At 65.1% G+C, this 24,982-nt stretch carries 25 protein-coding genes; 12 read left to right on the forward strand and 13 right to left on the reverse strand.

The annotated features are described in order from the left end of the window. Positions 1 to 12: 12 nt before the first annotated feature. Genes tssB through ACEN8U_RS09445 form a run of 3 tightly spaced genes read right to left on the reverse strand, consistent with a single transcriptional unit; the run spans position 13 to position 1,668 of the window. On the reverse strand, positions 13 to 540 hold the full coding sequence (gene tssB / locus ACEN8U_RS09435) for a type VI secretion system contractile sheath small subunit (RefSeq protein WP_310111055.1): 528 nt from the start codon (positions 538 to 540) through the stop codon (positions 13 to 15). A 35-nt stretch (positions 541 to 575) separates the two neighbouring features. After that, entirely contained in the window at positions 576 to 1,262 is a 687-nt protein-coding gene (locus ACEN8U_RS09440) for a tetratricopeptide repeat protein (protein ID WP_013592093.1), read from the reverse strand. Next, positions 1,255 to 1,668, reverse strand: a complete 414-nt coding sequence (locus tag ACEN8U_RS09445) for a hypothetical protein (RefSeq protein WP_310111052.1) — start codon at positions 1,666 to 1,668, stop codon at positions 1,255 to 1,257. Before ACEN8U_RS09445 ends, ACEN8U_RS09440 begins: the two co-directional genes overlap by 8 nt. On the opposite strand from ACEN8U_RS09445, the gene tssJ reads away from it, so the two are divergent. The 3 genes from tssJ to icmH all read left to right on the forward strand — a co-directional run bounded on the left by tssJ (position 1,645) and on the right by icmH (position 4,502). Further along, positions 1,645 to 2,271 carry a type VI secretion system lipoprotein TssJ gene (tssJ, locus tag ACEN8U_RS09450; RefSeq protein WP_310111049.1) on the forward strand — a complete coding sequence of 209 codons (627 nt, stop codon included), beginning with the start codon at positions 1,645 to 1,647 and terminating at the stop codon, positions 2,269 to 2,271. The genes ACEN8U_RS09445 and tssJ overlap by 24 nt on opposite strands. Positions 2,272 to 2,379: 108 nt before the next feature. After that, positions 2,380 to 3,726, forward strand: coding sequence for a type VI secretion system baseplate subunit TssK (gene tssK / locus ACEN8U_RS09455; RefSeq protein WP_014973290.1), 1,347 nt, complete (start codon positions 2,380 to 2,382; stop codon positions 3,724 to 3,726). Next, positions 3,723 to 4,502 carry a type IVB secretion system protein IcmH/DotU gene (gene icmH / locus ACEN8U_RS09460; RefSeq protein ID WP_014973289.1) on the forward strand — a complete coding sequence of 260 codons (780 nt, stop codon included), beginning with the start codon at positions 3,723 to 3,725 and terminating at the stop codon, positions 4,500 to 4,502. The genes tssK and icmH overlap by 4 nt, the downstream gene beginning before the upstream one ends. A gap of 89 nt (positions 4,503 to 4,591) precedes the next feature. Here the strand turns inward: icmH and zwf are convergent, their stop codons facing one another. The 5 genes from zwf to ACEN8U_RS09485 all read right to left on the reverse strand — a co-directional run bounded on the left by zwf (position 4,592) and on the right by ACEN8U_RS09485 (position 9,881). Further along, positions 4,592 to 6,073, reverse strand: coding sequence for a glucose-6-phosphate dehydrogenase (zwf, locus tag ACEN8U_RS09465; protein ID WP_014973288.1), 1,482 nt, complete (start codon positions 6,071 to 6,073; stop codon positions 4,592 to 4,594). Positions 6,074 to 6,363: 290 nt separating this feature from the next. Next, positions 6,364 to 7,296 carry a bifunctional Delta(1)-pyrroline-2-carboxylate/Delta(1)-piperideine-2-carboxylate reductase gene (lhpI, locus tag ACEN8U_RS09470; RefSeq protein WP_310111046.1) on the reverse strand — a complete coding sequence of 311 codons (933 nt, stop codon included), beginning with the start codon at positions 7,294 to 7,296 and terminating at the stop codon, positions 6,364 to 6,366. A gap of 131 nt (positions 7,297 to 7,427) precedes the next feature. Then, positions 7,428 to 7,691 carry a hypothetical protein gene (locus tag ACEN8U_RS09475; RefSeq protein WP_310111043.1) on the reverse strand — a complete coding sequence of 88 codons (264 nt, stop codon included), beginning with the start codon at positions 7,689 to 7,691 and terminating at the stop codon, positions 7,428 to 7,430. Positions 7,692 to 7,859: 168 nt separating this feature from the next. Further along, positions 7,860 to 8,492 (reverse strand): C39 family peptidase, encoded by a 633-nt coding sequence (locus ACEN8U_RS09480; protein ID WP_310111040.1) that lies wholly within the window; start codon positions 8,490 to 8,492, stop codon positions 7,860 to 7,862. A gap of 48 nt (positions 8,493 to 8,540) precedes the next feature. Then, positions 8,541 to 9,881: an NAD(P)/FAD-dependent oxidoreductase gene (locus ACEN8U_RS09485; RefSeq protein ID WP_014973286.1), complete on the reverse strand. Its 1,341-nt coding sequence runs from the start codon at positions 9,879 to 9,881 to the stop codon at positions 8,541 to 8,543. Positions 9,882 to 10,223: 342 nt separating this feature from the next. Here ACEN8U_RS09485 and ACEN8U_RS09490 point away from each other — a divergent pair, with 342 nt between their 5' ends. Beyond that, positions 10,224 to 11,078, forward strand: a complete 855-nt coding sequence (locus tag ACEN8U_RS09490; protein WP_013592084.1) for a helix-turn-helix domain-containing protein — start codon at positions 10,224 to 10,226, stop codon at positions 11,076 to 11,078. Between the two features lie 49 nt (positions 11,079 to 11,127). Here the strand turns inward: ACEN8U_RS09490 and ACEN8U_RS09495 are convergent, their stop codons facing one another. Both ACEN8U_RS09495 and ACEN8U_RS09500 read right to left on the reverse strand, forming a co-directional pair. Further along, entirely contained in the window at positions 11,128 to 12,984 is a 1,857-nt protein-coding gene (locus ACEN8U_RS09495; protein WP_310111037.1) for an ATP-binding protein, read from the reverse strand. Next, positions 12,954 to 13,496 (reverse strand): molybdopterin-dependent oxidoreductase, encoded by a 543-nt coding sequence (locus ACEN8U_RS09500; RefSeq protein ID WP_310111034.1) that lies wholly within the window; start codon positions 13,494 to 13,496, stop codon positions 12,954 to 12,956. Before ACEN8U_RS09500 ends, ACEN8U_RS09495 begins: the two co-directional genes overlap by 31 nt. A gap of 229 nt (positions 13,497 to 13,725) precedes the next feature. Here ACEN8U_RS09500 and ACEN8U_RS09505 point away from each other — a divergent pair, with 229 nt between their 5' ends. Further along, the gene (locus ACEN8U_RS09505; protein ID WP_310111031.1) at positions 13,726 to 14,673 is read left to right on the forward strand and encodes a phosphoribosyltransferase; all 948 of its coding nucleotides are present in this window, start codon (positions 13,726 to 13,728) and stop codon (positions 14,671 to 14,673) included. 26 nt (positions 14,674 to 14,699) lie between these two features. On the opposite strand, the gene ACEN8U_RS09510 is transcribed toward ACEN8U_RS09505, so the two are convergent. Further along, the gene (locus tag ACEN8U_RS09510; protein WP_310111028.1) at positions 14,700 to 16,394 is read right to left on the reverse strand and encodes an ATP-binding domain-containing protein; all 1,695 of its coding nucleotides are present in this window, start codon (positions 16,392 to 16,394) and stop codon (positions 14,700 to 14,702) included. A gap of 145 nt (positions 16,395 to 16,539) precedes the next feature. Between ACEN8U_RS09510 and ACEN8U_RS09515 the strand changes: the two genes are divergently transcribed. Both ACEN8U_RS09515 and ACEN8U_RS09520 read left to right on the forward strand, forming a co-directional pair. Beyond that, positions 16,540 to 17,166, forward strand: coding sequence for a glutathione S-transferase (locus tag ACEN8U_RS09515; protein WP_310111024.1), 627 nt, complete (start codon positions 16,540 to 16,542; stop codon positions 17,164 to 17,166). A gap of 157 nt (positions 17,167 to 17,323) precedes the next feature. Further along, positions 17,324 to 17,941 carry a Fur family transcriptional regulator gene (locus tag ACEN8U_RS09520; protein ID WP_310111021.1) on the forward strand — a complete coding sequence of 206 codons (618 nt, stop codon included), beginning with the start codon at positions 17,324 to 17,326 and terminating at the stop codon, positions 17,939 to 17,941. A gap of 68 nt (positions 17,942 to 18,009) precedes the next feature. Here ACEN8U_RS09520 and ACEN8U_RS09525 read toward each other — a convergent pair whose 3' ends face one another. Further along, positions 18,010 to 18,549 (reverse strand): response regulator, encoded by a 540-nt coding sequence (locus ACEN8U_RS09525; RefSeq protein ID WP_310111019.1) that lies wholly within the window; start codon positions 18,547 to 18,549, stop codon positions 18,010 to 18,012. 407 nt (positions 18,550 to 18,956) lie between these two features. Between ACEN8U_RS09525 and ACEN8U_RS09530 the strand changes: the two genes are divergently transcribed. From ACEN8U_RS09530 to ACEN8U_RS09540, 3 genes are all read left to right on the forward strand, one after another. Further along, entirely contained in the window at positions 18,957 to 19,097 is a 141-nt protein-coding gene (locus tag ACEN8U_RS09530) for a hypothetical protein (RefSeq protein WP_374725946.1), read from the forward strand. A gap of 354 nt (positions 19,098 to 19,451) precedes the next feature. Further along, complete coding sequence (locus ACEN8U_RS09535) at positions 19,452 to 20,495, forward strand: hypothetical protein (RefSeq protein ID WP_310111017.1); 1,044 nt, start codon at positions 19,452 to 19,454, stop codon at positions 20,493 to 20,495. A 63-nt stretch (positions 20,496 to 20,558) separates the two neighbouring features. Then, complete coding sequence (locus ACEN8U_RS09540; RefSeq protein WP_013592075.1) at positions 20,559 to 21,629, forward strand: TAXI family TRAP transporter solute-binding subunit; 1,071 nt, start codon at positions 20,559 to 20,561, stop codon at positions 21,627 to 21,629. Positions 21,630 to 21,772: 143 nt separating this feature from the next. On the opposite strand, the gene ACEN8U_RS09545 is transcribed toward ACEN8U_RS09540, so the two are convergent. Beyond that, a complete protein-coding gene (locus ACEN8U_RS09545) occupies positions 21,773 to 23,212 on the reverse strand; it encodes a PLP-dependent aminotransferase family protein (protein ID WP_310111014.1) in 1,440 nt (479 codons plus the stop codon). A gap of 114 nt (positions 23,213 to 23,326) precedes the next feature. On the opposite strand from ACEN8U_RS09545, the gene ACEN8U_RS09550 reads away from it, so the two are divergent. Continuing rightward, on the forward strand, positions 23,327 to 24,214 hold the full coding sequence (locus tag ACEN8U_RS09550; protein WP_310111012.1) for a DMT family transporter: 888 nt from the start codon (positions 23,327 to 23,329) through the stop codon (positions 24,212 to 24,214). A 126-nt stretch (positions 24,215 to 24,340) separates the two neighbouring features. Continuing rightward, a complete protein-coding gene (locus ACEN8U_RS09555) occupies positions 24,341 to 24,928 on the forward strand; it encodes an N-acetyltransferase family protein (protein WP_310111009.1) in 588 nt (195 codons plus the stop codon). The last annotated feature ends 54 nt before the right edge of the window (positions 24,929 to 24,982 follow it).

Raw genomic sequence — 24,982 nt, forward strand, 5'->3', positions numbered from 1 at the left:
CACACCCCGTACTTATTCGCCTTGCTTGTCGTGATCCGGCGCGCCGCCGTGGTCTTTCGCCAGCGTCTGCAGCTGCTGCGTGTTGTTGAGCACTTCGGAGAGCAGGTCTTCGAGCTTGTCGTTGCCGGCCAGCTTGTTGCGCAGGTCGGCAAGCTTCGAGCGCGCTTCGAGCAGGCGCCGCAGCGGCTCGATTTGCTCGACCACTTCGTCCGGATTGAAATCGGCCATCGACTTGAAACGCAGATCGACTGCGAATTTGCCGCCGGCTTCGCTCAGACGGTTGTCCACCTGAAAAGCAGCGCGCGGCTCGATCGCCTTCATGACGTCGTCGAAATTGTCGCGGTCGATGTTGACGAACTTGCGATCGCGCAGCTTCGGCTGTTCGACTTCCGACTGCCCCGCCAGATCGGCGACCACGCCGACGACGAACGGCAACTCCTTCACTTCGATCGCATCGCCGCGCTCCACCTCATAGGTGAGCTGCACGCGGGGCGGCCGCACTTTCTGCAAGCGTTTTTGTATGCTTTCTTTCTTCGCCATCGTCGGCTCCCGAATGCTGATGTGAGGCGTGAAGATCAGCGCAGCGCGCTGAACGGATCGGACGCGCCGCCGCTTTGCGCGGCCTTGGCGGGCGCTGCCGGCGCAGCGGGCGCGGGCGCCGCCGGAGCAGCCGGCGTGGCGGCCGGCGCCGCGGCGCTCGTGCTCGCCTCCGGCGTTTCCCCGGCCTTGCTCTTCGTGACGCGGCGAATCACGCGCTTCTTCTTCGGAGCCGGCTTGTCGTTGGGATCGGGCGGAAACAGCGTGGCCTCGCCGAGCGTGTCGCGCAACTGCTTCGCCAGCGCCTGCGCGTCCGATTTGGCGTCGCCCGCGAGCGACGCGTCCTGGCGCAACTCGCCGAGCGATTGGGTGGCGACGCGCAGACCGGCAACAGCCAGCACGCTCTTTGCCTGACGGTCGGTCTGATCGCGCTGCAGCGCTTCTTGCGCCGCGACGATAGCCTGGCCGTAGTGGCCCTGCGCAAACTGGATCTGCGCAATGCGCGACCACGGCTCTTCGCGCGTCGGATCGGATTTTGAAAGCTGCTGATAAAGCGCGATGGCGCGGTCCTGATCTCCGCCTTTAGCGACCGTATCGGCGTCCGCGAGTTGCTTATTAAAAGCCTCCGGTGTGGTTGCCGCATTGTTGCCCTGTGTCGCGCAACCGGCGATCACGCCGCAAGCCAACACTACCCCAGATAGTTTTACTAACAGACGGTCATTCATCGTTTTTCACCGACGTGCGATTTTTTAATTCGAGGGAGAAACCGGAGTTTTGCTTTGCTTCAAGTGCGCGGGTATAGTACAGGCCAATTTTCGATAATTCAACTTTCATGTGAAGAAGCATTGCACGAAAAAAATCCGCATGGTTCTTTAAACTGGACATGCAGAAATTGTTTCCTGGCGCAATAGTCCAGGCTGAGACGCCGGAAAAAATTTCCACTCGCTGCGCAGAAAGCCTGCTCACACCAGCATTACATGCGTGTTGCATAAAGCGCCAGCGAATGGCAGAAAGCGGCAGAACGCGGCATTCGTTGCCAAAATCTGTCCGGAAGCATTTTGTTAATGGATGTTTAGACGGGGGACGGCGGCCAGCCGGTCGAGGTATATGAATTCGCGTCTTGTTCGCCATGCATCGTTATTGATTATAGAGGCCGCCGCATGCGCCCTTCTCGGCGGTTGCGCCGCGGGCGTGACCGTGCTCGGAGCCGCGGCCAACGCGGCTTTGCAGGCAAGCGGCCTCGGCAAGCCCGATGTGCCGGACGCGCAGAAACCGCCGCGCAATGTCCCACTCACGTTATATGCGGCGCCGAATCTGAATGCCGCGAATGACAAACGGCCATTGGCACTGGTCGTGCGGCTTTACGTGCTGAAAGACCCCACCTCCTTCCAGCAGGCGCCATTCGACGCATTTACCGACGCCACAAAGGAAAAGATCACACTGGGCGGCGATCTGCTCGGCGTGCGCGAAGTGACGCTAATTCCGGGCCAGCGTTACATTGTTACCGAAAAGGTGTCGCGAGAAGCGCAGGCATTCGGTATCGTCGCGCTATTCCGCGATCCGGCCATGCAGCGTTGGAAATTCGCCTTCGACCCGGCGAAGTCGGAGAAATCCGGCATAATGGTCGGCCTGCATAACTGTGCAATGACCGTGACCAACGGCACGGTGATCCCGCCGGAACAGGGGTTGCCCGCGCAGCCGCTCAATATGCTTTCTTCGGTGAGTTGCGGTTAAAAAGTACAGTGACAAGGCGATTTAACATTTTCAGAGAATTAACTATGCGACGCCCGAATCGGGTTATTGCGGGCGCGCCGCACGCTGAACCCATATAACAGGTTTGAGATGAGTTATTCCGCAAAAGTGCTCTGGGGAGAAGGCCTGTTTCTGCGGCCGCAGCATTTTCAGCGTCAGGACGCCTACCATGAGGCGCGCCTCTTCGAGTCGATTCAGGCCATCCAGCCGTACAACTGGGGCGTGCGCTCCGCGCGCTTCGACCGCGACGCGCTCGGCAGCAACGTGCTGCGCGTGAGCGAACTGTCGCTGGTGTTTCCCGACGGCGCGCTCTACTCCGCGCCGCAGGCGGACGACCTGCCGCCGCCCATCGCGCTCGACACGCTGCCGGACGGCATCAACGAATTCACGTTTTATCTTGCGCTGCATCCGCTGCGCGAGACTGGCGCCAACTATTCGCAGGACAGCAACGCGGGCTTCGTCGCGCGTTACGTGAGCGAAGAGACGCCGGTGGCAGACCATTTCACGGACGCCGCCGAAGCCGACATCACCTTTCTCAAGACGAGCGTCAAGCTGATCGCGCACAGCGAGCCGCGCGATCAACTGCTCTCGGTGCCGCTCGTGCGCGTGCGCCGCACGGCCACCTCGGGCTTTGAAATCGACGACAGCTTCGTGCCGCCCTGTCTCGCGATCGAGGCATCGCCGGTGCTGCATCAGCGGCTGCGCCAGCTGATCGACGCATTGCAGGCGAAAGTCAACGCGCTGTACGGCTTTCACCGCGAGCCGACCAAGAACATTATCGAGTTCCGTTCCGGCGACATCGCGTCGTTCTGGCTGCTGCATACGGCAAGCGCGGCGTTCGCCTCGCTTGCGCATCTGTATCAGCATTCGGCGCTGCATCCAGAGCGCCTCTTTCAGGAATTGTTGCGCCTTGCCGGCCAGTTGATGACGTTCTCGAAGGGCTATGCGCTCTCCGATCTGCCGGCTTATCGCCACGACGATCCGGGGCCCGGCTTCGCGCGCCTCGACACGATCCTGCGCGATCTGCTCGAAACGGTGATCTCCACGCGCTACTTTGCCATCGCGCTGGAAGAAGTGCGCCCGTCGTTTCATGCAGGCCGGCTCGATTCGGGCAAGATCGACGACAAGACCCTGTTCTACATTGCCGTGTCCGCGGACATGCCCACTGCCGAGCTCGTGGAAGCCGTGCCCGCGCGCTTCAAGGTGGGCGCCCCGGACGATGTCGACAAGCTCGTGCTCTCGGCCATGCCGGGCGTGCGGCTCGTGTACACGCCGCAAGTGCCGCCCGCGATTCCGGTGCGGCCCGGCGCCTGTTATTTCTCCTGCGAGCCGCGCGGCGGGCTGTACGAGCGCATGCTGCAAGCGCAGTCGGCCATGATCTACGCGCCCTCGGGCATCAACGATCTTCAACTTGAACTGATCGCGGTCACCTCATGAGCTACGCGCCTTCACTTTTCGGCGGCAGCACGCCTGCCGCGACACCCGCGCCGGCGGCCGAACCGAGCTATCAGGTTCGCTCGCTGCTCGACCTGTTGTACGACGGCTTCTTCATGCTCTTTTTGCTGAAGAACGGCCGCGAACCGGGCGATGCGCATGAATTCAGTCAGCGCATCCAGCAGTTTCTCGGCGACTTCGAACGCGGCGCGAAAAAGCTCAACGCATCGGCGGAAGACGTGTATGCGTCCAAGTTTGCGTTTTGCGCGGCGATCGACGAATCGGTGTTGTCCTCCAGCTTCAGGATTCGCACCGAGTGGGAGCGCCGCCCGCTGCAACTGGTGCTGTTCGGCGAGCAGCTCGCGGGTGAGAAGTTCTTCCAGTATCTCGAGGAATGCCGCGCGCAAGGCGCCGCGCGCCTGCAATCGCTCGAGGTGTTTCATATGTGCCTGCTGCTCGGCTTCCAGGGCAAGTATCTGCTGGAAGGGCCGGAGAAGCTCGCGTATCTGACCGCGCGCATCGGCGACGAAATCGCGCATATGAAGGGCAAGCGCGCACCGTTCGCGCCGCATTGGCCGCTGCCCGATCAGGTCGCGCACCGTCTGAAGCGCGAAGTGCCGTTGTGGTCGATCGGCGCGGTGTTCGCGCTCGTCGGCCTGCTCGCCTATCTCGGCTTGAACACGTATCTGCGCGATCAGACGCTGCGCACGCTCGCGCCCTATTCGCAGGTGGTCAAGCTCGGGCCGCAATCGGCCACGCTGACGATCTCGCTGCCTTAGCGCGAGACGCCGCCCGCAAAAAAAAACGGCCCGCGTTCAATACGCGGGCCGTTTTTCATTGGACGGCGGACACCACCGGCAAGCACCGCTTATTGCGACTCCTCTGCCCACACGGCATTTTCCCGCGCCATCAACGCAGTCGACGCCGCCGGCCCGAAGGTACCCGCCGTATAGTTGCGCGGCCGCTCGCCCGACTTCGCCCAGCCGTCGAGGATCGGCTCGGCCCAGGCCCACGCGGCCTCGAGTTCGTCGCGGCGCATGAAGTGCGTGAGGCGTCCGCGAATCACGTCGATCAGCAAACGTTCATACGCTTCCGCACGACGCTCGGTGAACGCCTGCTGCAAGTCGAGGTTCAGATTCACCGGCAGCATGTGCATGCCGCTGCCAGGCTCCTTCGCCAGCATCTGAAGCTGGATCGATTCTTCCGGCTGCAACTGGATCACGAGACGGTTGCCGTAGTTGCGCCCGCCGCTCGGAATGATGGAGAACGGCAAATCGGAGAATTCGATGACGATCTCCGACACCTTCTTCTGCATACGCTTGCCGGTGCGCAGGAAAAACGGCACGTTGGCCCAGCGCCAGTTGTTGATATGCGCGCGCAACGCGACGAACGTCTCCGCACGGCTGCCGGCCGGCACATTCTCTTCCTCCAGATAGCCCTTCACCGCCTCGCCGTCCACCGCGCCTGCCGTGTACTGGCCGCGCACCGTGTCGCGCGCGATGTCCTCGGGCGTCATGGGCCGCAACGAGCGCAGCACTTTGAGCTTTTCGTCGCGGACCGCGTCGGGGTCGAGCGACACCGGCGGCTCCATCGCGACGATGCACAGCAGTTGCAGCAGGTGGTTCTGCACCATGTCGCGCAGCGCGCCGGTCTTGTCGTAGAAGCCTGCACGGCTGCCCACGCCGACCGTTTCGGCGACCGTGATCTGCACGCGCTTGATATACGGCGCCTGCCACAGCGGCCCGAAAATCGGATTGCCGAAGCGCAGCACCATCAGGTTCTGCACAGTTTCCTTGCCGAGATAGTGGTCGATCCGGTAGATCTGCGCCTCGCTGAAATGCTTGCCGACCGCCGTGTTGATCTCCTTGGCGGACGCGAGGTCATGGCCGAGCGGCTTTTCGAGCACGACGCGCGACAGCTCGTCCACGAGCCCCGCCGCCGAGAGGTTGTCGCAAATGTTCGTGAACAGATCCGGCGACGTCGCCAGATAGAACGCGCGGCGCACGCCGTCCCGCGAGGCTTCCTTCAGCCGCTGATAGTCTTCGGCCGAATCGACGTCCATGCGCACATATTCGAACAGCGCGAGAAATTTGTCCCACGCGGCCGCGTCGAACGCCTTCTTTTCGATGAAGGGCTTGGCCTTCTGCTCCATGAATTCGGCGATGTATTCCTCGCGCGACCACGGCTTCCGCCCGATGGTGAGAATGCGTGTTTCGGGCGGCAGGTTGCAGTGCAGATGCGCCATATACAGCGCGGGAAGCAGCTTGCGAAACGACAGGTCGCCGGTGCCGCCGAAGATGATCATGTCGAGCGGAAGCTCGGGAGTCGCAGAAGCGTGTTGAGTCGTCATAGCGCGGTCGCAGCGTCGTGAGAAGGAAGGTGTCGTCAGGCGCCGAAGGGCCCTGCGGCCAGGGACCGCCCGTGGGCCCCGGTCCAATGCGGAAAAAGCGCAGGCGCCGCCTTCAGGGCGGGCATCGGCGGTTTTTCCGGCAAACGCCTATGGTGCAACGTTTTGGGATTGTTTGCACGGCAACATGTGCCGCAGCTTGGCGCAATATGCCAAACCGTCCGGCAAGCCGCTATTTTAAAGGCGTTTTTCCGTCGCGAGGCACAAGAAGCGGGCTGCCAGTGCGCTGTGCCTCAACTGCGCGCAAGCGCCTCGCGCGCGACGCGGCAGGCCGCCAGATCCCACGCCGCGCAGCCGACGCTCTTGAATACCACCGGCGTGTGCGGCGCAGGCGCCGCGGTGTCGAGCACCGAGGCGATGCCGCGCACGCCGGTCCAATCGACGCCTGCCTGAATGAAATCGCCGGCTTCGTGCCGGGCACCGGCCTCGTCGTCGACAAAAAGCGCGCTGCCCGCGAGCGTCCGCGCGCCGATCTCCACCATGTCCGGCGTGAACGCACCGACGCCGATCACGAGGCGCCCCGCGCGCGCCGCTTCGTCGTAGACAGGCTGGCGGCTCGTGGTGAGCGCAATGACAACCTCGATCGATTCAGGCAGCGCTGCGTGCGGCTCGGCAAGCGGCCGCAGCTCGAACGCCTTGTCCTGATGCGCGGCGCAAAACGCCTCGGCGCGCGCCGGCGCACTGCCCTTCACCCACACGCGTGCTTGCGGATAGAGTTCGCCGATCGCTTCGAGATGATTGAGCGCCTGCGTGCCGGTGCCGATCAGCAGGAACTCGCGTGGCGCCGCGGCGCCAAAGGTGCTTACGCCGAGCATCGACATGGCCGCGGTTCGGCGTCCCGTCACCGTCGGGCCGTCGAGGATGAAGAGCGTCTCGCCGGTGTCGGCGTCGAGCGCCATGACCTGACCGTGGATCGTCGGCAAACCGCGCGCGCCGTTGCCCGGGCACACGTTGACGAGCTTGTGGATCGCGAGGTCGGGCGCGGCCGCCGGCATCGACAGCAGAATGCCGCCGGCGTTCAGCGGCACGCCGAGCCGCTCCGGACTCGCGATGCGCCGCTGGGCGTAGTCGAGGCTCGTGCGCTTGAGCGAGTCGACGAGCGCCGCGTAGGGTGTGAGCCGCGCGGTCGCGTCGGCGTCGAAAATCTGCGTGATCGGACGGGTCATGGACAAATCGGTGTGGTCGCAGTCGAAACCGCCGATTCTACGACGCTTCTACCTCCCTCCACCGCCGCGCATGCGTCTCACCAGCCCGCCGATGCTCGCGCCGATGCCCGGCGCGCCTCCCATCGACCCGCTCACTGCGCGGCGTCCTGCTTCGCGCCGCTGTCCCCGGATGTTTTGCCGCCCTTGAACATCGCGCGGCATGGCGGACTGAGTTCGTCGACGTGCTGCTTCATGCAGGCGGTGATCTTCGCCTTGTTGGGAATATCGGCAGCGCAAAAGTGCATGGCGTCGCCGCGGCAGGCCTTGGCCTGCTGGTCACGGGTCGCCCCATGAGCCGCGGTGACAGCGGTAAGCGCGAAAAGGCTCGCGGCGAGCAGGGCGTGCTTCTTATTCATGTCGGGGTCCTGTATCGCTGATGTCGGTACGGACGACCCAGCAGAAAACGCGCCCGATCAGACGCCGCCCGCACTGGCCGCACTGGCCGCACCGGCCGCGTTGCCGCGTTGCCGGCTTGCCGCGCCGCCGCCTTCACGCGCGGCGGTCCAGCGCGGCACAAACCACGCTCAGCCCTCCACGCGGCTGAGCGTCATGCCGCGGCCGGCATAGAAACGCGTCATCGTCGCGAAAGGCAGATAGACGTCGGCCTGGTGCGGCTCGATGCCCGACGGATTGTGAAACCACACGCCGCCGGCATCGCGCCCGTGCAGCAGGACGAGATGTCCGCCCTGCCGCTGGTTCGGCTCGTCGGGATAGCGGATCTCCGGGCTGACGGAAACGATGGCAAGCGTGCGTGCATCGAGACGCCCGGCCATTTCCTCCAGCGACGCCTGCGGCAGCACGTCGACGCGCACGCCGAACGCCTCCCGCACCCATTGTGCAAACGGCCGATAGATCAGGCCGTCGACGCCGCCGTCGTCCCTCAGCCGGTACACGCCGTGCCGCAACGCTTCGTCCAGCAGCGCGGCGCGCGGCGGGTGTTCGATACGCCAGTAGTCGAGCGCCGACTCGAGGCAGGTCAGCCCGCACAGGCGTTTGGCCCAGAAACGGTAGCGCTCGCGGTCGGAGAAGCCGCTCCTTTGCCAGCCGGGATCGTCGCAGGGGTCGGCGTCCCGCTCGACAATCGGGCGAACCCATTCGGGACTGCCCCACTGCGTGTAGTACGGAACGCCGGCGTGGCGCAAGGTCGGTTCATTCATGCAAAGGCGATCCAGGAAGAGGCGGAAAATGAAGCTGAGCGGCCGCGCTCACAGCATGCTGCGAGGCCGCTGCATCGTGCCGTCGAAAAAACGCTGCAAGCGGAACGCGGACAGATCGAGCGAGGGCTTGCCGCCGTCGTTGATCTCCGCCAGCAGCTTGCCGACGATCGGTCCCATCGCGAAACCATGGCCGCAAAAGCCCGTCGCGATAGTGAGCCCGCCGACCTGCGGCGGCGCGTCGATGACGGGAATGCCGTCGGGCAGCACGTCGATCAGACCGGCCCAGGACTCCACCACCTGCGCGTCCTTCAGCGCGGGAAAGAGCGCGCGCAGTTTTGCGAGGGCGCGCGGCGCGTGGCGCGGATTCGGTTGCGGATGCGGGTCGCGCGGATGCAGCAGCCGCTCGGCCGCCGGCACGACGCCCGGCAGACGGTCCCGCACATCGCGCAGACAGGCGCCGTTCAGATGAAAGCTGAACTTCTCGCGCTGACTCCAGAGCTCGGGCAGGAACCATTTGAGCGCACGAAAATGCCCGAGTGTCATGTCGACGTCGACCTGCATGTCGTCGGCGAGATTGATCGCGCCGTTCGCGCGTTGCCGCACGCCGAGCCCATGCCCCCAGAAGGTGGACGCGGTCACCGGCGGCAGCGGATTCGTGCGCATGCATGTGCCGCGCACCGCCTGCTGCGGCAGTTCGAGACCCAAAGTCTTCAGGAGGCGCCAGCTGCTTGCGCCCGCCGCGCAAATAAAACGCGACGTGCGCACCGTGCCGCGCTCGGTCACCACTCCGGCGACGGCGCCCGCCGCCCGCTCCACGCCGAGCACCCCGCAGCCTTCGAAAAAAAGCGCGCCGGCTTGCGCCGCCCGGGCAGCAAAAGCGGCAGCCGCGCGGCGCGGCTCGGCCTGACCGTCGCTCGGCGTGTAGAGGCCGCCGAGCGCCGGGCCTTGCATGCCCATCACCACCGAATCGATCTGCTTGCGGTCGAGCGTTCGGGTGTCGAGCCCGTGCTGGCGCGCCACGTCCATCCATTGCTGGAACGACGCCCAGTCCTCCTCCCCGGTCGCAACGTAAAGGCAACCGCCCTGGCGCCATTCCAGATCGAAGTCCAGTTCGCGCTCAAGCGTTGCCCACAGCGGAATGCTCGCCATCATGAGCGGCACTTCCGCCGACTCGCGGCCCTGCTGGCGCACGAAACCCCACGCGCGCGACGACTGCTGGCCCGCAATCCGCGATTTATCGAGCACGACCACCGTGAGCCCGCGCCGCGCCAGATAGTAAGCCGCCGCGCAACCCATGATGCCCGCGCCGGCGATCACCACGTCGGCGTATCGCGGAAACGGTTGGTCGGGCGAAGTGAAGCCGGCGTGCAGCGGATAAGTCGTCGTCATCGGGCGAACAGGTTTTAAGTGTGTGCATCATCTTCGCAGGCGGGACCGCTGTCCGCAATGCCCGCCCCGCATGACACCGCGGCCCGGTCGCGCCGCGCAGGCATGCCGTTCGGTGGATGTGGCCCGTTTTCGCCGGTAAAATGGGGCTATGCCAGATGCATCACAGTACGTGGACTTGAGCGCGTGCAGCGGCACCTGCACAAAACGCCTGATGGCGACGTTTTTACGGTACATTTGCTGTCCCCCGCGTGCCTGCGTCGCGCTGTGTCCATGATGCATGGCCGCGTTACGCCTGCCGTATCGCCCCCACAGCCCTTTAAGAACGGCGGATTCTCACGCAGTATGAGCAACGAAACACACTCACCGGACTCCATCGCCGTCGCCGAGCGCGTGCGCGAGTTGATGAGCCGGCATGGAATCGGCAAGCGACAGCAAACCACAGAACTTTGCCGCATCCTCGACCTCAGTTTTTCGCAGGGCCACCGCAAGCTCCGGGGCAACAGCCCCTGGACCCTGTCGCAAATCAAGAAGGTCGCGGAGGTGTACGGCGAGCCCGCCGCGCAGCTCTTCGGCGCGCAGTCGCTGGATCCCGGCATGGTCGGCGCAATCGCGCAGGAGGCCGTGTTCTGCATCGGCGCAATCGAGCTGCCGTGCACCGCCTGGGTGGGCGCGGCGCTCGAACCGGGCAGCCGCCCGGAATTCGTCGCCTACTCGAAGCTCGGCCAGTGGCGCGTCGCGCGGCACGACGGCGCGCTCTATCAGAGCGCCTACGAAGTCCACAAGATCGAGATCTATCCGCGCCGCGCGGAAACGGACAAGCCGACCATCGCTGTGGTGGACGACGATCAGGCGAGCGCCGACAATCTGCGCGACTATCTGGAGCGCAGCGGCTTTGCCGCCGTCGCCATCTACGGACTCGCGGCCTTTGCCGAGCAACTGCAAACGCAGGTGTTCGACGGCATCGTGATCGACTGGCTGTTCGGCGCGCAAACCTCGGCGGCTGCGATTCGCGCGGTGCGCGCGTCGGAAAATCCGGACGCGCCGATTTTCGTTTTGACCGGCGAATTGCTGACCGGCAAGGCGAGCGAGTCGGAGATCAGCCAGGTGATCCGCAATTACGACGTCGCCTGCTATGAAAAGCCCGCGCGGATGGCGATTCTGGTGGCCGATCTGTCGAAGCGGCTGAATCGGCCCTGAATCTGTCCTGAATCTGTCCTGAATCCGTGCTGGGCTTGCCGGCGCCGTCTCAGACGACGCGCCGCGAAGCCAGCGCACGCTGCAACGCGTTGCGCAGGTCACCGTAATGTACCGGCTTTAATAACGCATCGAAAAACGGCTGCGCGGCCGCCCCGTCGCGGCTCTCCCCTTCCTTCTTCGCGCCGGCTTCCGGCGCATACGCGCTGACCACGATCACCGGCACGCCCGATACCGGCTCGCCACGCGCGGCGAGGTCCGCGAGAAACGCGTAGCCGTCGCGCTCCGGCATGTGCAGATCCAGCAGCACCACATCGCAGCGGCGTGCGTCGAGCCACGAGAGCGCGTCGTCGGCGTTGGCGGCGGCGTGCGCGTCGTAGCCCATGTGCGCGACCATTTCGCTGAGCGACTCGCGAATCAGCCGGTTATCGTCGACGATCAGTACGCTCGGCCGCTCGCCGCCCAGCTCGGCCTGCGCCTCAGCGTCGCGCGAAGGGGCGGGCGCAACCGGCGTGACGGGAATCGTCACCGTGAAAGTCGTGCCCTCGCCCACCACGCTCGCCACTTCCACCGTGCCGCCGAAGAGCCGCACGAGCCCCTGCACGATCGTGAGGCCCATGCCCGCGCCCTCGAAGCGGCGCGTCCGCGAGCCGTCCAGCTGGGTGAACTCCTGGAAGATCAGCGGAATCTGCGCTTGCGGCACGCCGGGCCCGGTGTCGCTCACCACGAAGCTCAGAAGCGCCGGCCGCTGCATCAGCTTCACGCGAATCGTGCCGGTCTCCGTATAGCGGATCGCGTTGGTGACGAGGTTATTCACGATCTGGCGAATGCGATGCGGATCGGAGTCAACGAGTCCGCTCACGCCGCTCGCCTCGCTCTCCAGCTTCAGACCGCGCGCGGCGGCGGACATCGCATGTTCGTCGACGATCGACGCGAGCAGCTCGCGCGGCTCGAAGTGCTCGTGACGCAGTTCGAGCTTGCCGGCGCCGAGCCGCGCGTAATCGGTCAGATCCTTCATCTGGGCTTCCAGATGGCGCGCCGCGGTTTCGAGCCGCTGGATCACCTTGCGGTCGGCTTCCGAGTGATAGTTGAAGCCCAGCAGTTCGATCGACGAGACGATTGCATGCAACGGCGTGCGCAGCTCGTGACTGATCATGCCGAGGAACGCATCCTTCGCAAGACTCGCCTCGCGCGCCGCGCGGCTCGCCTGGTGCTCGGCTTCGAGCGCCGCGTGCTGCTGGTGCATGAGACGCGTGCGGCGCCGGCCGTTGACCACCAGCAGCAGCGTCGCGGCCGCGGACAGCAGCAGCAGGACCAGGCCGCCGGCAAACAGCATGCGGCGCTTGTCGATGAAATCGCGGTTCATCGCCTCGCGGTCGGCGACATCGGCGAAACGGCGGCTGAGCGCGAGGTCGTTGACTTCGTTCCAGTGCTGGCGCAATTGCGCGACGATCCCGTTCACACCGGCCCGGTCTTGCGGCAGCGCCGCGACGTCCGGAGCGAGGGCGGTCAGCATGCGGTCGAGCGCGTGAATTTCATCCAGTTGCCGTTGCACGAGCGCGACTTGCGTGGTGAGCCGGCGTGTCGAGCCTTCCATGACGTGCAGCTTCGACTGCAGCAACTGGTAGCGCAACGTAAGCCGCTGGTAATCGTCGTCGACGCCCGCCTGATAGAGCAGCAACTGGTTCTCGAACCGCGCGTAGGCGATCTGCAGCTGTGCCGCGTCCCAGTAGAAGCCGTCGTACGAGCCCGTCAGCGACTCGGTCGTCTGCGGATTCAGCAGGTTCGCGTAGAGCAGATAACCGATCGCGCCGGCGGGCGCGGCGAGCGCCGTGAGCCAGATCAGCACATAAAAAAACCGGCGCCACGGGCGGCGCGCTATTTGACGATGAGTGCCTTGATCTGCCATACGAATTTCGAATCGCCCGAGGCGCCCGCGAGTTCATCGGGGAACGCATCGCGCGGATAGATAAGAAACAGAGGGCCGAAGTCGCTGACCTTCAGACGCCTGCCGTTCATGCTGTACGCCACCACGACGCCATAGCGGTCGCAGTCCGATACGGGGATGGTGTACGTGTAGTCGTCGAGCGTATGGATCTCGACCTGGGTGCCATACGCGCCGACCGTCTTCAGAATATCCGCGAGCAGCGGTCCTGTGAAGGTCGAGCGCGGTGTCCAGGTGGTCGCGGTGGTGATCGAATGAGCGGGCAGCGCCAGCAACTGCGCCTCGTCGAAGCGGTAGGCACGGTGCGCCGCGTCGTTGGTCTTGCCGATCTTGCCCATCAGGTCGAGCGACAACGCGGTCGAATCCGTCTGCGCGTGCACGCTCCAGGCGGCGAGCGCGAAGATGAGCCCGATTAACCAGCGCGCGCTCGCAGGCGCGCCCGGTCCGCGTTGCACTGTTGCCGTCACTTTATTCATTGCGTCTTTTTCCGTGGTCTGTTTTTTTTGCGGCGCCGCTGCCTTTTCGAGCCAGCGCCTCGGCTTGCCGTCACGCGCATCACCCCGACGCGCGATTGCCGAACGGCATGCATAATATCGTCAAAATTCTTTGCAGGAAAAAACGACAGTCTGCCGCCGCGGCGTGCGCAGGCGTGTCTTGCCGCCGAACGGCGGCCTTCCCCACGCGTTACGCGACTCAACAAGTGTTATGAACAAGCCGGTTTTGCCCCTTACCTATGAGCAGCTCGATCACTGGATCGAATCGCTGCAACCCGCCTTGCTCGCCGAAGATTTTGCGATGGCGATCGGCATTCTGCGCGGCGGTGCGCCGCTCGCGCTGATGGTTTCCCATTCGGCCGGTGCGCCGGTCGCCTTTCTGCGCTACGACCGCGCGGCCCGCAAGGTGGCCTGGGACTCGACGCTGCCGATTCCGCCCGCCGGCTCCAAAGTGCTGCTCTGCGAGGACATTGCGGGGCGCGGTTTCACGCTCGTCGATTGCATTGCGTTTCTTCAGCAGCACGGCCTTGTCGTGAAGACGCTGACCGGCGCCGTCGACGATCTGAGCCGCACGCAGCCCGATTACGCCATCGACGCGCGCGGCTACTTCGCGCTTTTTCCGTGGGAGCGCCAGGCGTACACACAGCGTTACCGCGACGACTGGGCGCGCGTGGAAGCCGGCGAAGCACCGGCGATGGCGGACGATCACCACTACGCGACGTATGCGATCGATCTCGACGGCATTCTGCTGCCCGACGTGCCGCTCGCGCGCTACGACGAAGATCTCGCCGCCGCGCTGGCCGAACGCGACGCGCTGCTGCCCTTCGAGGTGCTGCCGGGCATCGATCTGCAGCGGGTTCGCACGATCATCACCGGGCGGCCGGAACTGGACCGCGCGCGCACCGAGACCTGGCTCGAACGGCACGGCTTCGGCCATATGCAACTGGTGATGCGCGCGCCCGGCACGCACGACGAAAGTCCGGCCGGCGCCGCCGCGCACAAGGCGTCCGCGGCGCTCGCGGGCGGTGTCACGCACTTCGTGGAAAGCGATCCGGTGCAGGCTTTGCTGATCGCGCAGCAAGCACCGCTCTTGCGCGTGATCTGGTGGGATGCCCGCACGCGCACGGGCCTGCTGGTCGGCGCGCGCGCGTGGGCGTGACGGTAGGTGCGCGCCTGCCGCTCGCGTCAGGCTTCGCGCGCCTCGGCGGTTTCCCGGCTGTCCTTCGCGTCGCGCAGATGCAGATGACGCGCGGCGCGTTGCGAGGCGACGATGATCAGCTTCATCGTCGCACGCGTCGCGCCGACGAACAGCTTGCGCGCAATACGCTCGTCGAAGGCGTCGAAATCGACCTCGGTCAGAATCACGCACGGCGCCGCCTGACCCTTGAAACGGTAGATGGATTCGAATAGCACGTCGCCTTCCCGATATTCCGGATTGCCAAATAAATCGTACTTGCCGGTGAAGCTGCGCAGCCGGTGCGGACCGAGATGATCCTGCGCGGTCATCGCGGAGCCCTCGCGGCCGCGAAACGACAGCACCGCGATGTCCTGCTTGCGAAACCCGAGCGAAAGCGCCTGCGTGATGGCGCGTTTGGTTGCCTCCGTGGCGGTCTCGGCGGCGTTCGCTTCGTTGTAGACGGAAAGCGATATGTCCGAGCCGTCGAACGGACTGCCGGAGGCGAGCGCCGCCGCGCTCGGCACCGAAGCGCCGACCACCTCGCGCACGTAATCGAGAATGTCGCGCGGGCTGCGGTAGTTGGTGGTTTCTTTCAGCGTCGTCCAGCCCGGCAGCGCAACCGGCTCGCGCATATACAGATTCTGCAGCGGATCCTCGAGCCACCACCACGCGCCGCCGGGACGCAGCAGGCGTTCGAGCGCCGCGACCCACGGCTCCTGGAAGTCCTGCCCTTCGTCGACGATCAGCACGTCGAATTGCCAGCGCGCGTCGATCGGCGTGTGCGCGAACATCGCCTCCAGCTGATCGAACACCTGGCCCGACTGGAAATCGGGCTGACGGCCCGCATCGCGCGCAATCCAGTCGCACAGCTGATGATAGTTCGCGACCTTCGCCTCGGGCGGCGCAACACGCGCGATGTGATCGGCGAGCGGCCGGTTGAAGCACACATACAACGGACGCTCGCCGCGCGCGACCGCGTCTTTCATGACCTGCACGGCGAGCTGCGTCTTACCCGAGCCGGCCGTGCCGATCACGCGCAGGCGGAACGGCGAAAATTCGAGCCGCCGCGCCCATGTTGCGAGGCCCCCCGCGAGCCGCGTGACGAGCGTGCCGGCCTGGCCGACGAGCGCGCTCGCATCGGGCGTGAGCGCGAGCTCATCGGCCAGAAAGTGATGGATTTTCGACGCGCAGGCAAGACGCGGCTCGTCGGCGGGCAACGCTTCGCGAATCACCGCGGCGAGCCGGTCGCGCCGAGTCGCGTCGACGATGCGCGCGGGGTCCACACCGGCAATTGCCGCGTCCTTCACGATGTGGTCCGGGCAGTACAGCAATGCTTCGATGAAATACGTGCCTGCGCCGAACGCCGCGGTAAACCGCCGGTGCAGACCCTCGATGGTGTGCGCGAGCGCGATCGCCACGTTGCGCTCGGTCTGCAGATAGACCTTCACGAGGCCTTTTGGCGTTTCGCGCAGAAAGCCTGTTTTCTGTTCGACGATCATGACCCGCCCGGCCGGGCTGACAATCACGAAGTCGGCCTCGCCGAATACGGAGAAGTTCTGATTCAGCCGTGTCCAGTGCACGCCGTGATAGACGGTGTAGCTATCAGGAAGCGCCTTCTCGAGCAGCGCAAGGGTCTCGCGTTCGCGCGCCGCCGCGCCGGTGGCGGCGAGGCTCTTCCAGTCGTCGGGGACAATGCGGGCCATGCGGTGCCTCGTCGTATTTCGGTGCGCTCATTGTACGCAACGCGGGTCGCCGCGGGCAGGCAAACGCAGGCGCATCGTGTATCGTTACTGGTTGAACGCCGCGCGGGGCGCGGCTTGCCAATTGTCGACAAAAAGGATTGACCGGATGATTACGATCTGGGGACGCACGAACTCAGTCAACGTGCAAAAAGTCTTGTGGTGCTGCGACGAACTGGTGCTGCCTTACGAACGCATCGACGCGGGCCTGCAGTTCGGCCGCAACGACGAACCCGCCTATCTCGCGATGAACCCGACCGGCAAGATTCCGACGCTGGTCGACGACGACTTCGTGCTGTGGGAATCGAACTCGGTCCTGCGCTATCTGGCGCTGCAGTACGGCGCGGGCAGCCCGCTCTATCCCGCCGAGCCGAAACTGCGCGCGAGCGTCGACCGCTGGCTCGACTGGTCGCTCTCCACGCTGCAGCCCGCGGAACGGCCGGTGTTCTGGACGCTCGTGCGCACGCCGCCGCAACAGCGCGACGCGGCCAGACTCGCCGAAGACGTCCGCACGGTCACCGCGCTGTGGCGCCTGCTCGACACGCATTTGCAAGGGCGCTTTTTTCTCGAGAGCGACAAGTTCACGCTGGCCGACATCGTGATCGGCGCGTACGCGAAACGCTGGTTCGGCGTAGACGGCATCGAGCGTCCGCCGTTGCCGAGTCTGGAGCGCTGGTATTCGCGCATCGCGACGCGTTCGGGTTTCAAGAAGTACCTCGACTTTCCGTTGACGTGATCATGGACTGCCCCGTCCACGCGGCGATAAACGGCGCCGGAACCCGCCACCCCGCGCACACCGCCTGCGCACGAGCGGTGGCCGGGCGTGCGCTGCTGCCATCCGGGCCGCTGGTGGCCGCGGGCAGCAACCGAGCGTTGGCCTTTATAATCGCTCCATGAAGAACGCCAAGCCCGCCGCGAACGCCGCACATTCCGCCATTTCCGCGAAAGCGGACCGAGCCGCCGCCTCCGTGGACGCCCACGCGCATGCCCACGCCCACGCGCCGGGGCACACGCATGGCGAGTCGCCGCAAGCCGCGCTCGCCCTCGCGGAAGAATATTGCCGCGAACGCGGCGAGAAACTCACGCCGATCCGCCGCAAGGTGCTGGAATTGCTGCTGAATTCAGGGCGCGCCACCAAAGCGTATTCGCTGCTCGACGAAATGCGCCAGATTCACCCGGGCTCCGCGCCCCCCACGGTTTATCGCGCGCTGGACTTTCTGCTCTCGGCGGGACTCGTGCATCGGATCGAGTCGATCAACGCGTTCACGGTCTGCCACGACCTGACGCAGTGCCAGCACGGCATCCTCGTGGTCTGCCAGCAATGCGGCAACGTGACCGAACTGCATCAGCCGAAATTGCGCCAGGCGCTGATCGCGCAGATCGAAGACGCCGGCTACCGCGTCGCCAGCGACGAAATCGAACTGAAGGGATTGTGTTCCGCGTGTCAGGCCGCAGAAGCAGCGCCGGTCGCGGCGAAAGCGGGAGCAACGGCGCCCGTCGCCGCTAAATAACGGCGGTTTGCTGCAACCGCGTGGCGGCGCCCTTAACCCTGGCGGCGGCGCCCTTAACGCCGGCGCGCTTATCGCGCCGCGCGTGCGCCGATAGCGTCGTGCAGCAAATTCACCAGATCTTCAGGCAGGGCCGGTTTCGTCATGAAATGCTGGAAACCCTCGCCGATACTTCGTAGACGGTAAGCGTCGTCGGTATGGCCCGTCAGGGCTACCGCCACCGAAGGCGCGTGATCGCCGCGAATCTCGTGATCGCGCAGCCGCTGGATCAGGTAAAAGCCGTCCATGGCGGGCAGCTCGAGGTCGCATACCACCGCGTCGGGCAGCAGCCGGACGGCCGCTTCGACGCCCTCTTCGGCGTCCGCCACCGCAACGACGTTTGCCCCTTCCGCTTCCAGCAACAGGGTCAGCGATTCCCGGCTGTCCGGGTCGTCTTCTACGAGCACGATCGTGGCCCGATCGAGCCTCAATGCTCCGTTCATCTTCTGTTGTTGCTCTAAAAATCCGGTTAGGCCGTCAGGTTCGGCCAACGTATCGCCCTGCTGCTTGTGTTGATTTTGCTGTAGGTGCTGCTTGCCGCCGGTTTGCGCGGCCGCGATGTTGCTGTTCATGGTTCCGACTCGATTTCATGTGCCGAGTTGCAGGAAAGCGCACGATTGTAAACAACCGCGCCCGCAACGCGCGCACCATAACGCGCCAAAATTGCACGCCAATGAAAAAACGGCTCCGGTGGCCATCTTCCACGGCAACCGGTGCCGACACCCGGTTCGCCACAGCGACGCGCGCGATGCCTTGCACGTGGCTCGTCGCCGCAGCTTCTTTGCGTCTTGTCCGCACAGATTTTTTCCGCGACGCCCGCGGCCCCGTTGCGCGGCGTTCGCATTCACCCCATGGGTAGCACGTTATGTGCCGCGCATCGACGCGACGCGATGTCGGAGCGCGGCGCAGATGCCGGCATTGATCAGGCTTGATTCCGCTTTCTTAGGACCAATGCTTTGGACGAGCAGCAATCAGCCAGTTGCCCGACGCATTGCGCGCCGATTACGGGCCGGCCTTCGCGCGCGCGTTGCAACCGGTGTATCTGTCCGCGGCTTGCCTCGTGCTGCTTGCATTCGCACTCTCGTGGTTTCTCGAGAATCATCCATTGAGCCCGCGTTGATTGCGTTGTGCTTCGTCTTCGGGTGCTCCATGCAAACACCGATTGCACGCGCCTCAAATCCACCTTCGCGCGGCGCGCCCTAGCATAAAAAAACCGGCACGCGTTCGTCTTCCTCACATGCACGATGATTCGTCCTACCTGGTAATGTGCGGTAGCGCACATTACATAGGGTCGATCGTCCATTGACGCGCGTCTCGAAACGCCACATATTGAAAACGACGGCTTGCAAGGTTCGCTTGCCTGCCCGGACTCTCTGGCGCATGTAGATCGTGCTTTCCGCGGATGCCCACACCGCTTCAAACGCGATCGGGAGCATGCCGTAACGGCATTGTTTTCCACAGGTGGAGCCATAGCATGTCCACTCAGACCCTGGCTGGTCATCATTTTCCGACACCGTGCAAACGATGTGGCGGCGCGTTGTACCGGCAACTCGAACACTGCCCGTATTGCGGCGCCTATCATCCGCTCGACGACGAAGCGCCCGCGCGCACCGCGCTACACGAGAGCCGCGCGAGCACGCTCAACATGTCGACGTTGCACGACAGCTTTACCGCGCCGGCTTTCAGCGAGCCCGACTTTCCCGGCGGCGCGCTGCATGCAGGATTGAATCTCGCTCCCGCAGGCGCGCTGCAGACGTCGCCTTCGCCGCTCGTCGCGCAGGACACGTCGCTGCTGCCTCTCACCGACACGGACGAACTCGCTCATCGTGTCGGTCTGCGCGTGCGGCACGTGCTGATCGCAAGCGCGGCTGTTGTCGCCGCGGGCCTGGCCTATGTCGGTTATGCGCTACTCAACGAGAGTCGCGACGTCCGCTACGGCAACGGCGAGCAGGCCGCCGAAACCGCGCAAGACGCTAGAACGGCGACGGGCACCATCGCCCGATATTCGCCGGATCAGGCAGCCGACTCGCAGCTAGCGGGCGTGCCCGGTAAATCCGTCGGCGCCGGCAGTGTGCGAAACACGACGCAGGCCATATCGGCGACCGTGCCGATAGCGGTCGCGCCCGCCAGACCCGCCACGCCGCAGTTCCGCGATGCCGCGCAAGCCTTGCAGGCGGCGCGCGCCGCCTTCGGCGTCAACGACCTCAGCGCGGCGCAGGCCGCTCTTGCCGCCGCGCAAGCGCTGCAACCGGACAGCAATGAAGCAGAGACGCTTGCCGCCAGACTGAAGCCGGTGGCCGCGCGCCGCGACGCCGCGTTGCTGGCTGCACAAATGTGCGCCGATCAGCAATCGTGGCCATGCGCGCGCGAGCACGCGGACGAAGCGCTCGCGCTCGACACCGGCAGCGATCCGGCGAAAACGATCCTCGAACGCGTGATTCGCGAGACCGGCTGGGCACCGCTCAACCCGCAGTCAACGACGAGCACAAAAGCCACCCGGCAGGTTGCCCATCAATAGTTCGGATACCGAATCGATAGAATCAATCCGGACCGCGCCACCCTGACTAAACAGGTGCAAACCATGCTGAAGAAATTCTTGACGGGATGGCTTGGAGCCACGCTGCTTCTGGCGTCTTCGCTGCTCAGTGCCGAACCCGCGCATTACAAGATCGTGACCGGCCCGGAACGGGGCACCTATATCCAGATCGGCCAGGATCTGTCGAAATGGGTGGCGCAGCCGGCGGGCATCGATCTGGCCGTGGTGGCGTCCAAGGGCTCCGCCGAAAACGTGCAGCGCATGCGCTACGAGCCCGGTGTGAAGCTCGCGCTCGTGCAGTCCGACGTTTATCAGGCGTACATCGACATGGCCAACTCCGGCAACCCTGATGCGGGCACCGCGATTCGTCCGCTGCGCCTCATCATGCCGCTCTACGACGAGGAGATAAACGTCGTGGTGCGCGCGGATTCGCCGCTGAAAACGCTGGGCGACATCAAGGACAAAACGATTAGCGTGGGCCTGCTCGGCAGCGGCACCGCGCAGTCGGCAACGACGCTTTATCGACTGATGTTCGGCCAGCCGATTCCTGAGCAGAACGTCCAGCATCTGAGCAATGAGGACGCGCTAGCAGCGTTGATCGTGAAGAAGGTGGATGTGGCGATCATCGTCGTGGGCCAACCGGCCAAACTCTTCAACGACATGAACCCGGAACTGCTGCAGCAGCTCCGCCTGCTGAGAGCCGATGCGAGCGCGCCGGAAACCGTGCGCGCGAAGCAAACCTATTTTCCGGCGACCATCCGCGCGACGAGCTACCCGAACTGGCTGAAAGAAGACGTGCCCACGTTGACGGTGAAAGCCTTCCTCGTCACGTACGATTACGGTCTGCGCGATACCGTCGGCAACCTGAATCATTTCGCCGACTCGCTGTGCGCGAACTTCGACAATCTGCAGGAACACGGGCATCCGAAGTGGAAGCAGGTGAAGCTGGAACTGCCGACACTCGTGCGCGGCTGGAAATATTACCCGCCGGTCGAGAAGCATTTACGCGCGTGCCTCGCGAACCGGAGCGCGAGCGCCAACGGCGCAGCGCAGGTCGCGCAAAAACCGCGCGCGAGTTGCACGAATCAGGAGCGCCTGCTTCTGCTGTGCAAGTGAATCGGGACAGCGACGCCTCTTGTGAATGCAGACGCAGAACGGAGACGCAGGCGGAGGCGCATTCCCGTTCGCAGGCCCGGCGCCATGCAAGTCCGGTTCACCCGGTCACGCCTGATGGCGCCAATTCATGCCCGCTCACCCGCTTACGCCCGCTCGCGCTCCGCGCGCGGCGGCGCTTCCATGGCCCGCTGCAGGGCCTCATACACTTTCGGCCGATTGCATTGCGACACATTGAAGCGCAAATAGCCGGTGGCGGACTGCGACACGCTGAATACATTGCCCGGCGCGAACACCACATTCGCACCTAACGCATGGCGAGCGATGTCGGCGGCATCGAGCGAATCGGGCAGGCGCGCCCACACGAACATCCCGGCACGCGGCCTCGTCCAGACGTCCAGGCCCGCGTAGCCTAAGCGGCGCATGGTTTCGCCCATCGCATCCGCGAGCTTCGCGCGCATCGACTCCAGATGGCGCCGGTAAGTACCGTCCACCAGCAACCGATGCACGACGCTCGCCGTGAGTTGCCCGTTGCCGAACGAGGTCGCGAGCTTGAGGTCGATCAGCGGCTCGATCCACTCGGCGCGCGCGGCGATATAGCCGCAACGCGCGGCCGCCGACAGCGTTTTGGAAAAACTGCCGATCGACACGACGCGAGCGAGGCCGTCGAAGGCGGCAAGGCGTGGCGCGGCTTCGTCTTCGAAATCGGCGAAGATGTCGTCCTCCACGACCATCAGGTCGTGTTCGCCCGCCAGCTTGAGCAGCCGATGCGCGACCGCGGGGGCAAGCATCGCGCCCGTCGGGTTGTGGATCGCGGAATTGGTCACATAAAGCCGCGGCCGGTGCGTGACGAGCGCTCGCTCGAAGGCCGCCAGGTCCGGACCGGAGGGCGTATAAGGCACGCCGACGATGCGCGCGCGATGCGCCCGCAGCAGCGCCTGGAAGTTGAAATAGCACGGGTCGTCGATCAGCACCGTGTCGCCCGGCTCGAGCAGAAAACGGCAGACGAGGTCGAGCGCGTGCGTGCCGCCGTCGGTCAGCACGATCTGCTCGGGCGGCGCGTCCACGCCGTGCTGCGCGAGCCGCCAGGCCAACTGTTGACGCAGCGCGGGCAAACCGTACGGATTCGCGTAATCGGCGAGCGGCGACTGCGGATCGCGCGCGACCGCTCGCAGCGCGCGGCGCACGCCGTCCTCGGGCAACCACGACGCGGGCATCCAGCCGCAGCCCGGCTTCAGCACCTTGGCGCCGGACTGCAACGACTGGCGGGTGAGCCACAGCGGATCCACCTCGCGATCGAGACGCGGCCCGAGGTCGGCAAGCGCGAGCGGCGGCGCATGGCCCGACACGAAAAACCCCGAGCCGCGCCGCGCGACGATCACGCCTTCGGCAACGAGCCGGTCATACGCTTCCACCACTGTCGACTTGGATACGCCGAGCGCGTCGGTCATCACGCGGATCGACGGTACGCGTGCGCCAGGCATTAGCGAGCGGCTGGCAATGCGCTCGCGCAGATTGTCCATGACGATGCCGACTCGCGTACCTTGTGGTTTGTCCATCGCCGGATTCTGTGCAGTGTCGGCCATCTGTACTGCTCCTTCGTCGGTACAGTTTGCATGAATTGTACTGATCCGTAGCTTAACCTTTCTTGAGCGGCAGCGGATGCTACAGGCTTCATTTCAATGCGCATGAACTTCGCCATGGACAAGACGACAAACGGCTGGCTGAGCGGCCTCATCGGGGTGTTGATTTTCAGCGGATCGCTGCCGGCCACCCGCATTGCGGTGCAAGGGCTCGATCCCGTGTTCCTGACCGTCGCGCGCGCGACCATCGCGGGCACGCTCGGTCTCGCGCTGCTGCTCGTGTTCCGCGAGGCGCGGCCCGCGCGCCGCGACGTCGTTCCGCTCGTCGTGGTGGCGCTCGGCGTGGTGGTGGGTTTTCCGCTGCTGACGGCGCTTGCGCTGCGCCACGTCAGCTCGGCGCACGCGATCGTCTTCGTCGGGCTGCTGCCGCTTGCGACCGCCATCTTCGGCGTGCTGCGCGGCGGCGAGCGGCCGCAAGCGGCGTTCTGGCTGTTCTCGGCGCTCGGCAGCGCCGCGGTGGTCGCCTTTGCGATGCGGCACGGCATCGCCGCGTCCCCCGTAGGCGACGCGCTGATGCTCGCGGCGATTCTCGCGTGCGGGCTCGGTTATGCGGAAGGCGCGCGCCTCTCGCGGCATCTCGGCGGCTGGCAGGTGATTTCGTGGGCGCTCGTGCTGTCGCTCCCGGTCATGCTCCCGCTCGCCTGGTGGACCCGGCCCGCCTCGTTCGATGGCATCAGCCATGCGGCGTTCTGGGGCCTCGCCTACGTGTCGCTGTTCAGCATGCTGATCGGCTTCGTGTTCTGGTATCGCGGACTCGCGCTTGGCGGCATCGCAGGGGTCGGCCAGCTGCAATTGCTGCAGCCGTTTTTTGGACTGCTGCTCGCGGGGCTGCTGCTGCACGAAGAAGTGCCGCCTTCGATGATTGCGGTCACCGTCGCGGTGGTGGCGTGCGTCGCGGGCGCGCGGCGCTTCTCGAAAGCGGCACCCGCCCGGCGTGCTGCCTGAGAGGCGCGGCGACTTCGTCACGAGGTTTTTGACCGGCTTCAAATTCGCGCGCGGCGCGGGCATAGTAAAACGTATCGTCAGAAGAACCGACATCACAGCGGCAAGACGCCGCTCCTGGACTACGTTATGAGCACAACCCGCACCGCCTCTGCCGCGCCCGCCGCCCCTACGGGCGCCCCACTGATCCGCGACGCCACCGAAGCCGATCTGCCCGCCATCCAGGCCATTTACGCGCACCATGTGCTGACGGGCGTCGCGTCATTCGAAGAGGTGCCGCCTTCCGTCGACGATCTGCGCACGCGGCTCGCATCGGTGCGCAGCTACGGACTGCCGTACATGGTCGCCGAGATCGACGGCGAAGTCGCGGGCTATTGCTACGCGACGCCCTACCGCCCGCGTGCCGCGTACCGCCATACCATCGAAGATTCGATCTACGTGAGCGACGCCTACCGTGGACGAGGGCTCGGCCGCGTGCTGCTGCAGGCGCTGATCGAACGATGCGAAGCCGGGCCGTGGCGCCAGATGGTCGCCGTCATCGCGGACGGCGGCAGCGGCGGCTCGCTGTCGCTGCATACGCAGCTGGGTTTCGAGCTTACCGGCACGCTGAAGGCGGTCGGTTTCAAACACGGCCGCTGGCTGGACACGACCCTCATGCAAAGAACGCTGGGCGTGGGCGCTGCGACGGCGCCGGACCAGGAACACCAGGAACCATAACGGAGCGCATGAACGGCGCCCTGCTGGTTGTCTGCGCTGGCCGCACGCCGAAGT

The sequence above is a fragment of the Paraburkholderia phenoliruptrix genome, from assembly GCF_047325075.1.
In the GTDB taxonomy this organism is placed as follows: domain Bacteria; phylum Pseudomonadota; class Gammaproteobacteria; order Burkholderiales; family Burkholderiaceae; genus Paraburkholderia; species Paraburkholderia phenoliruptrix.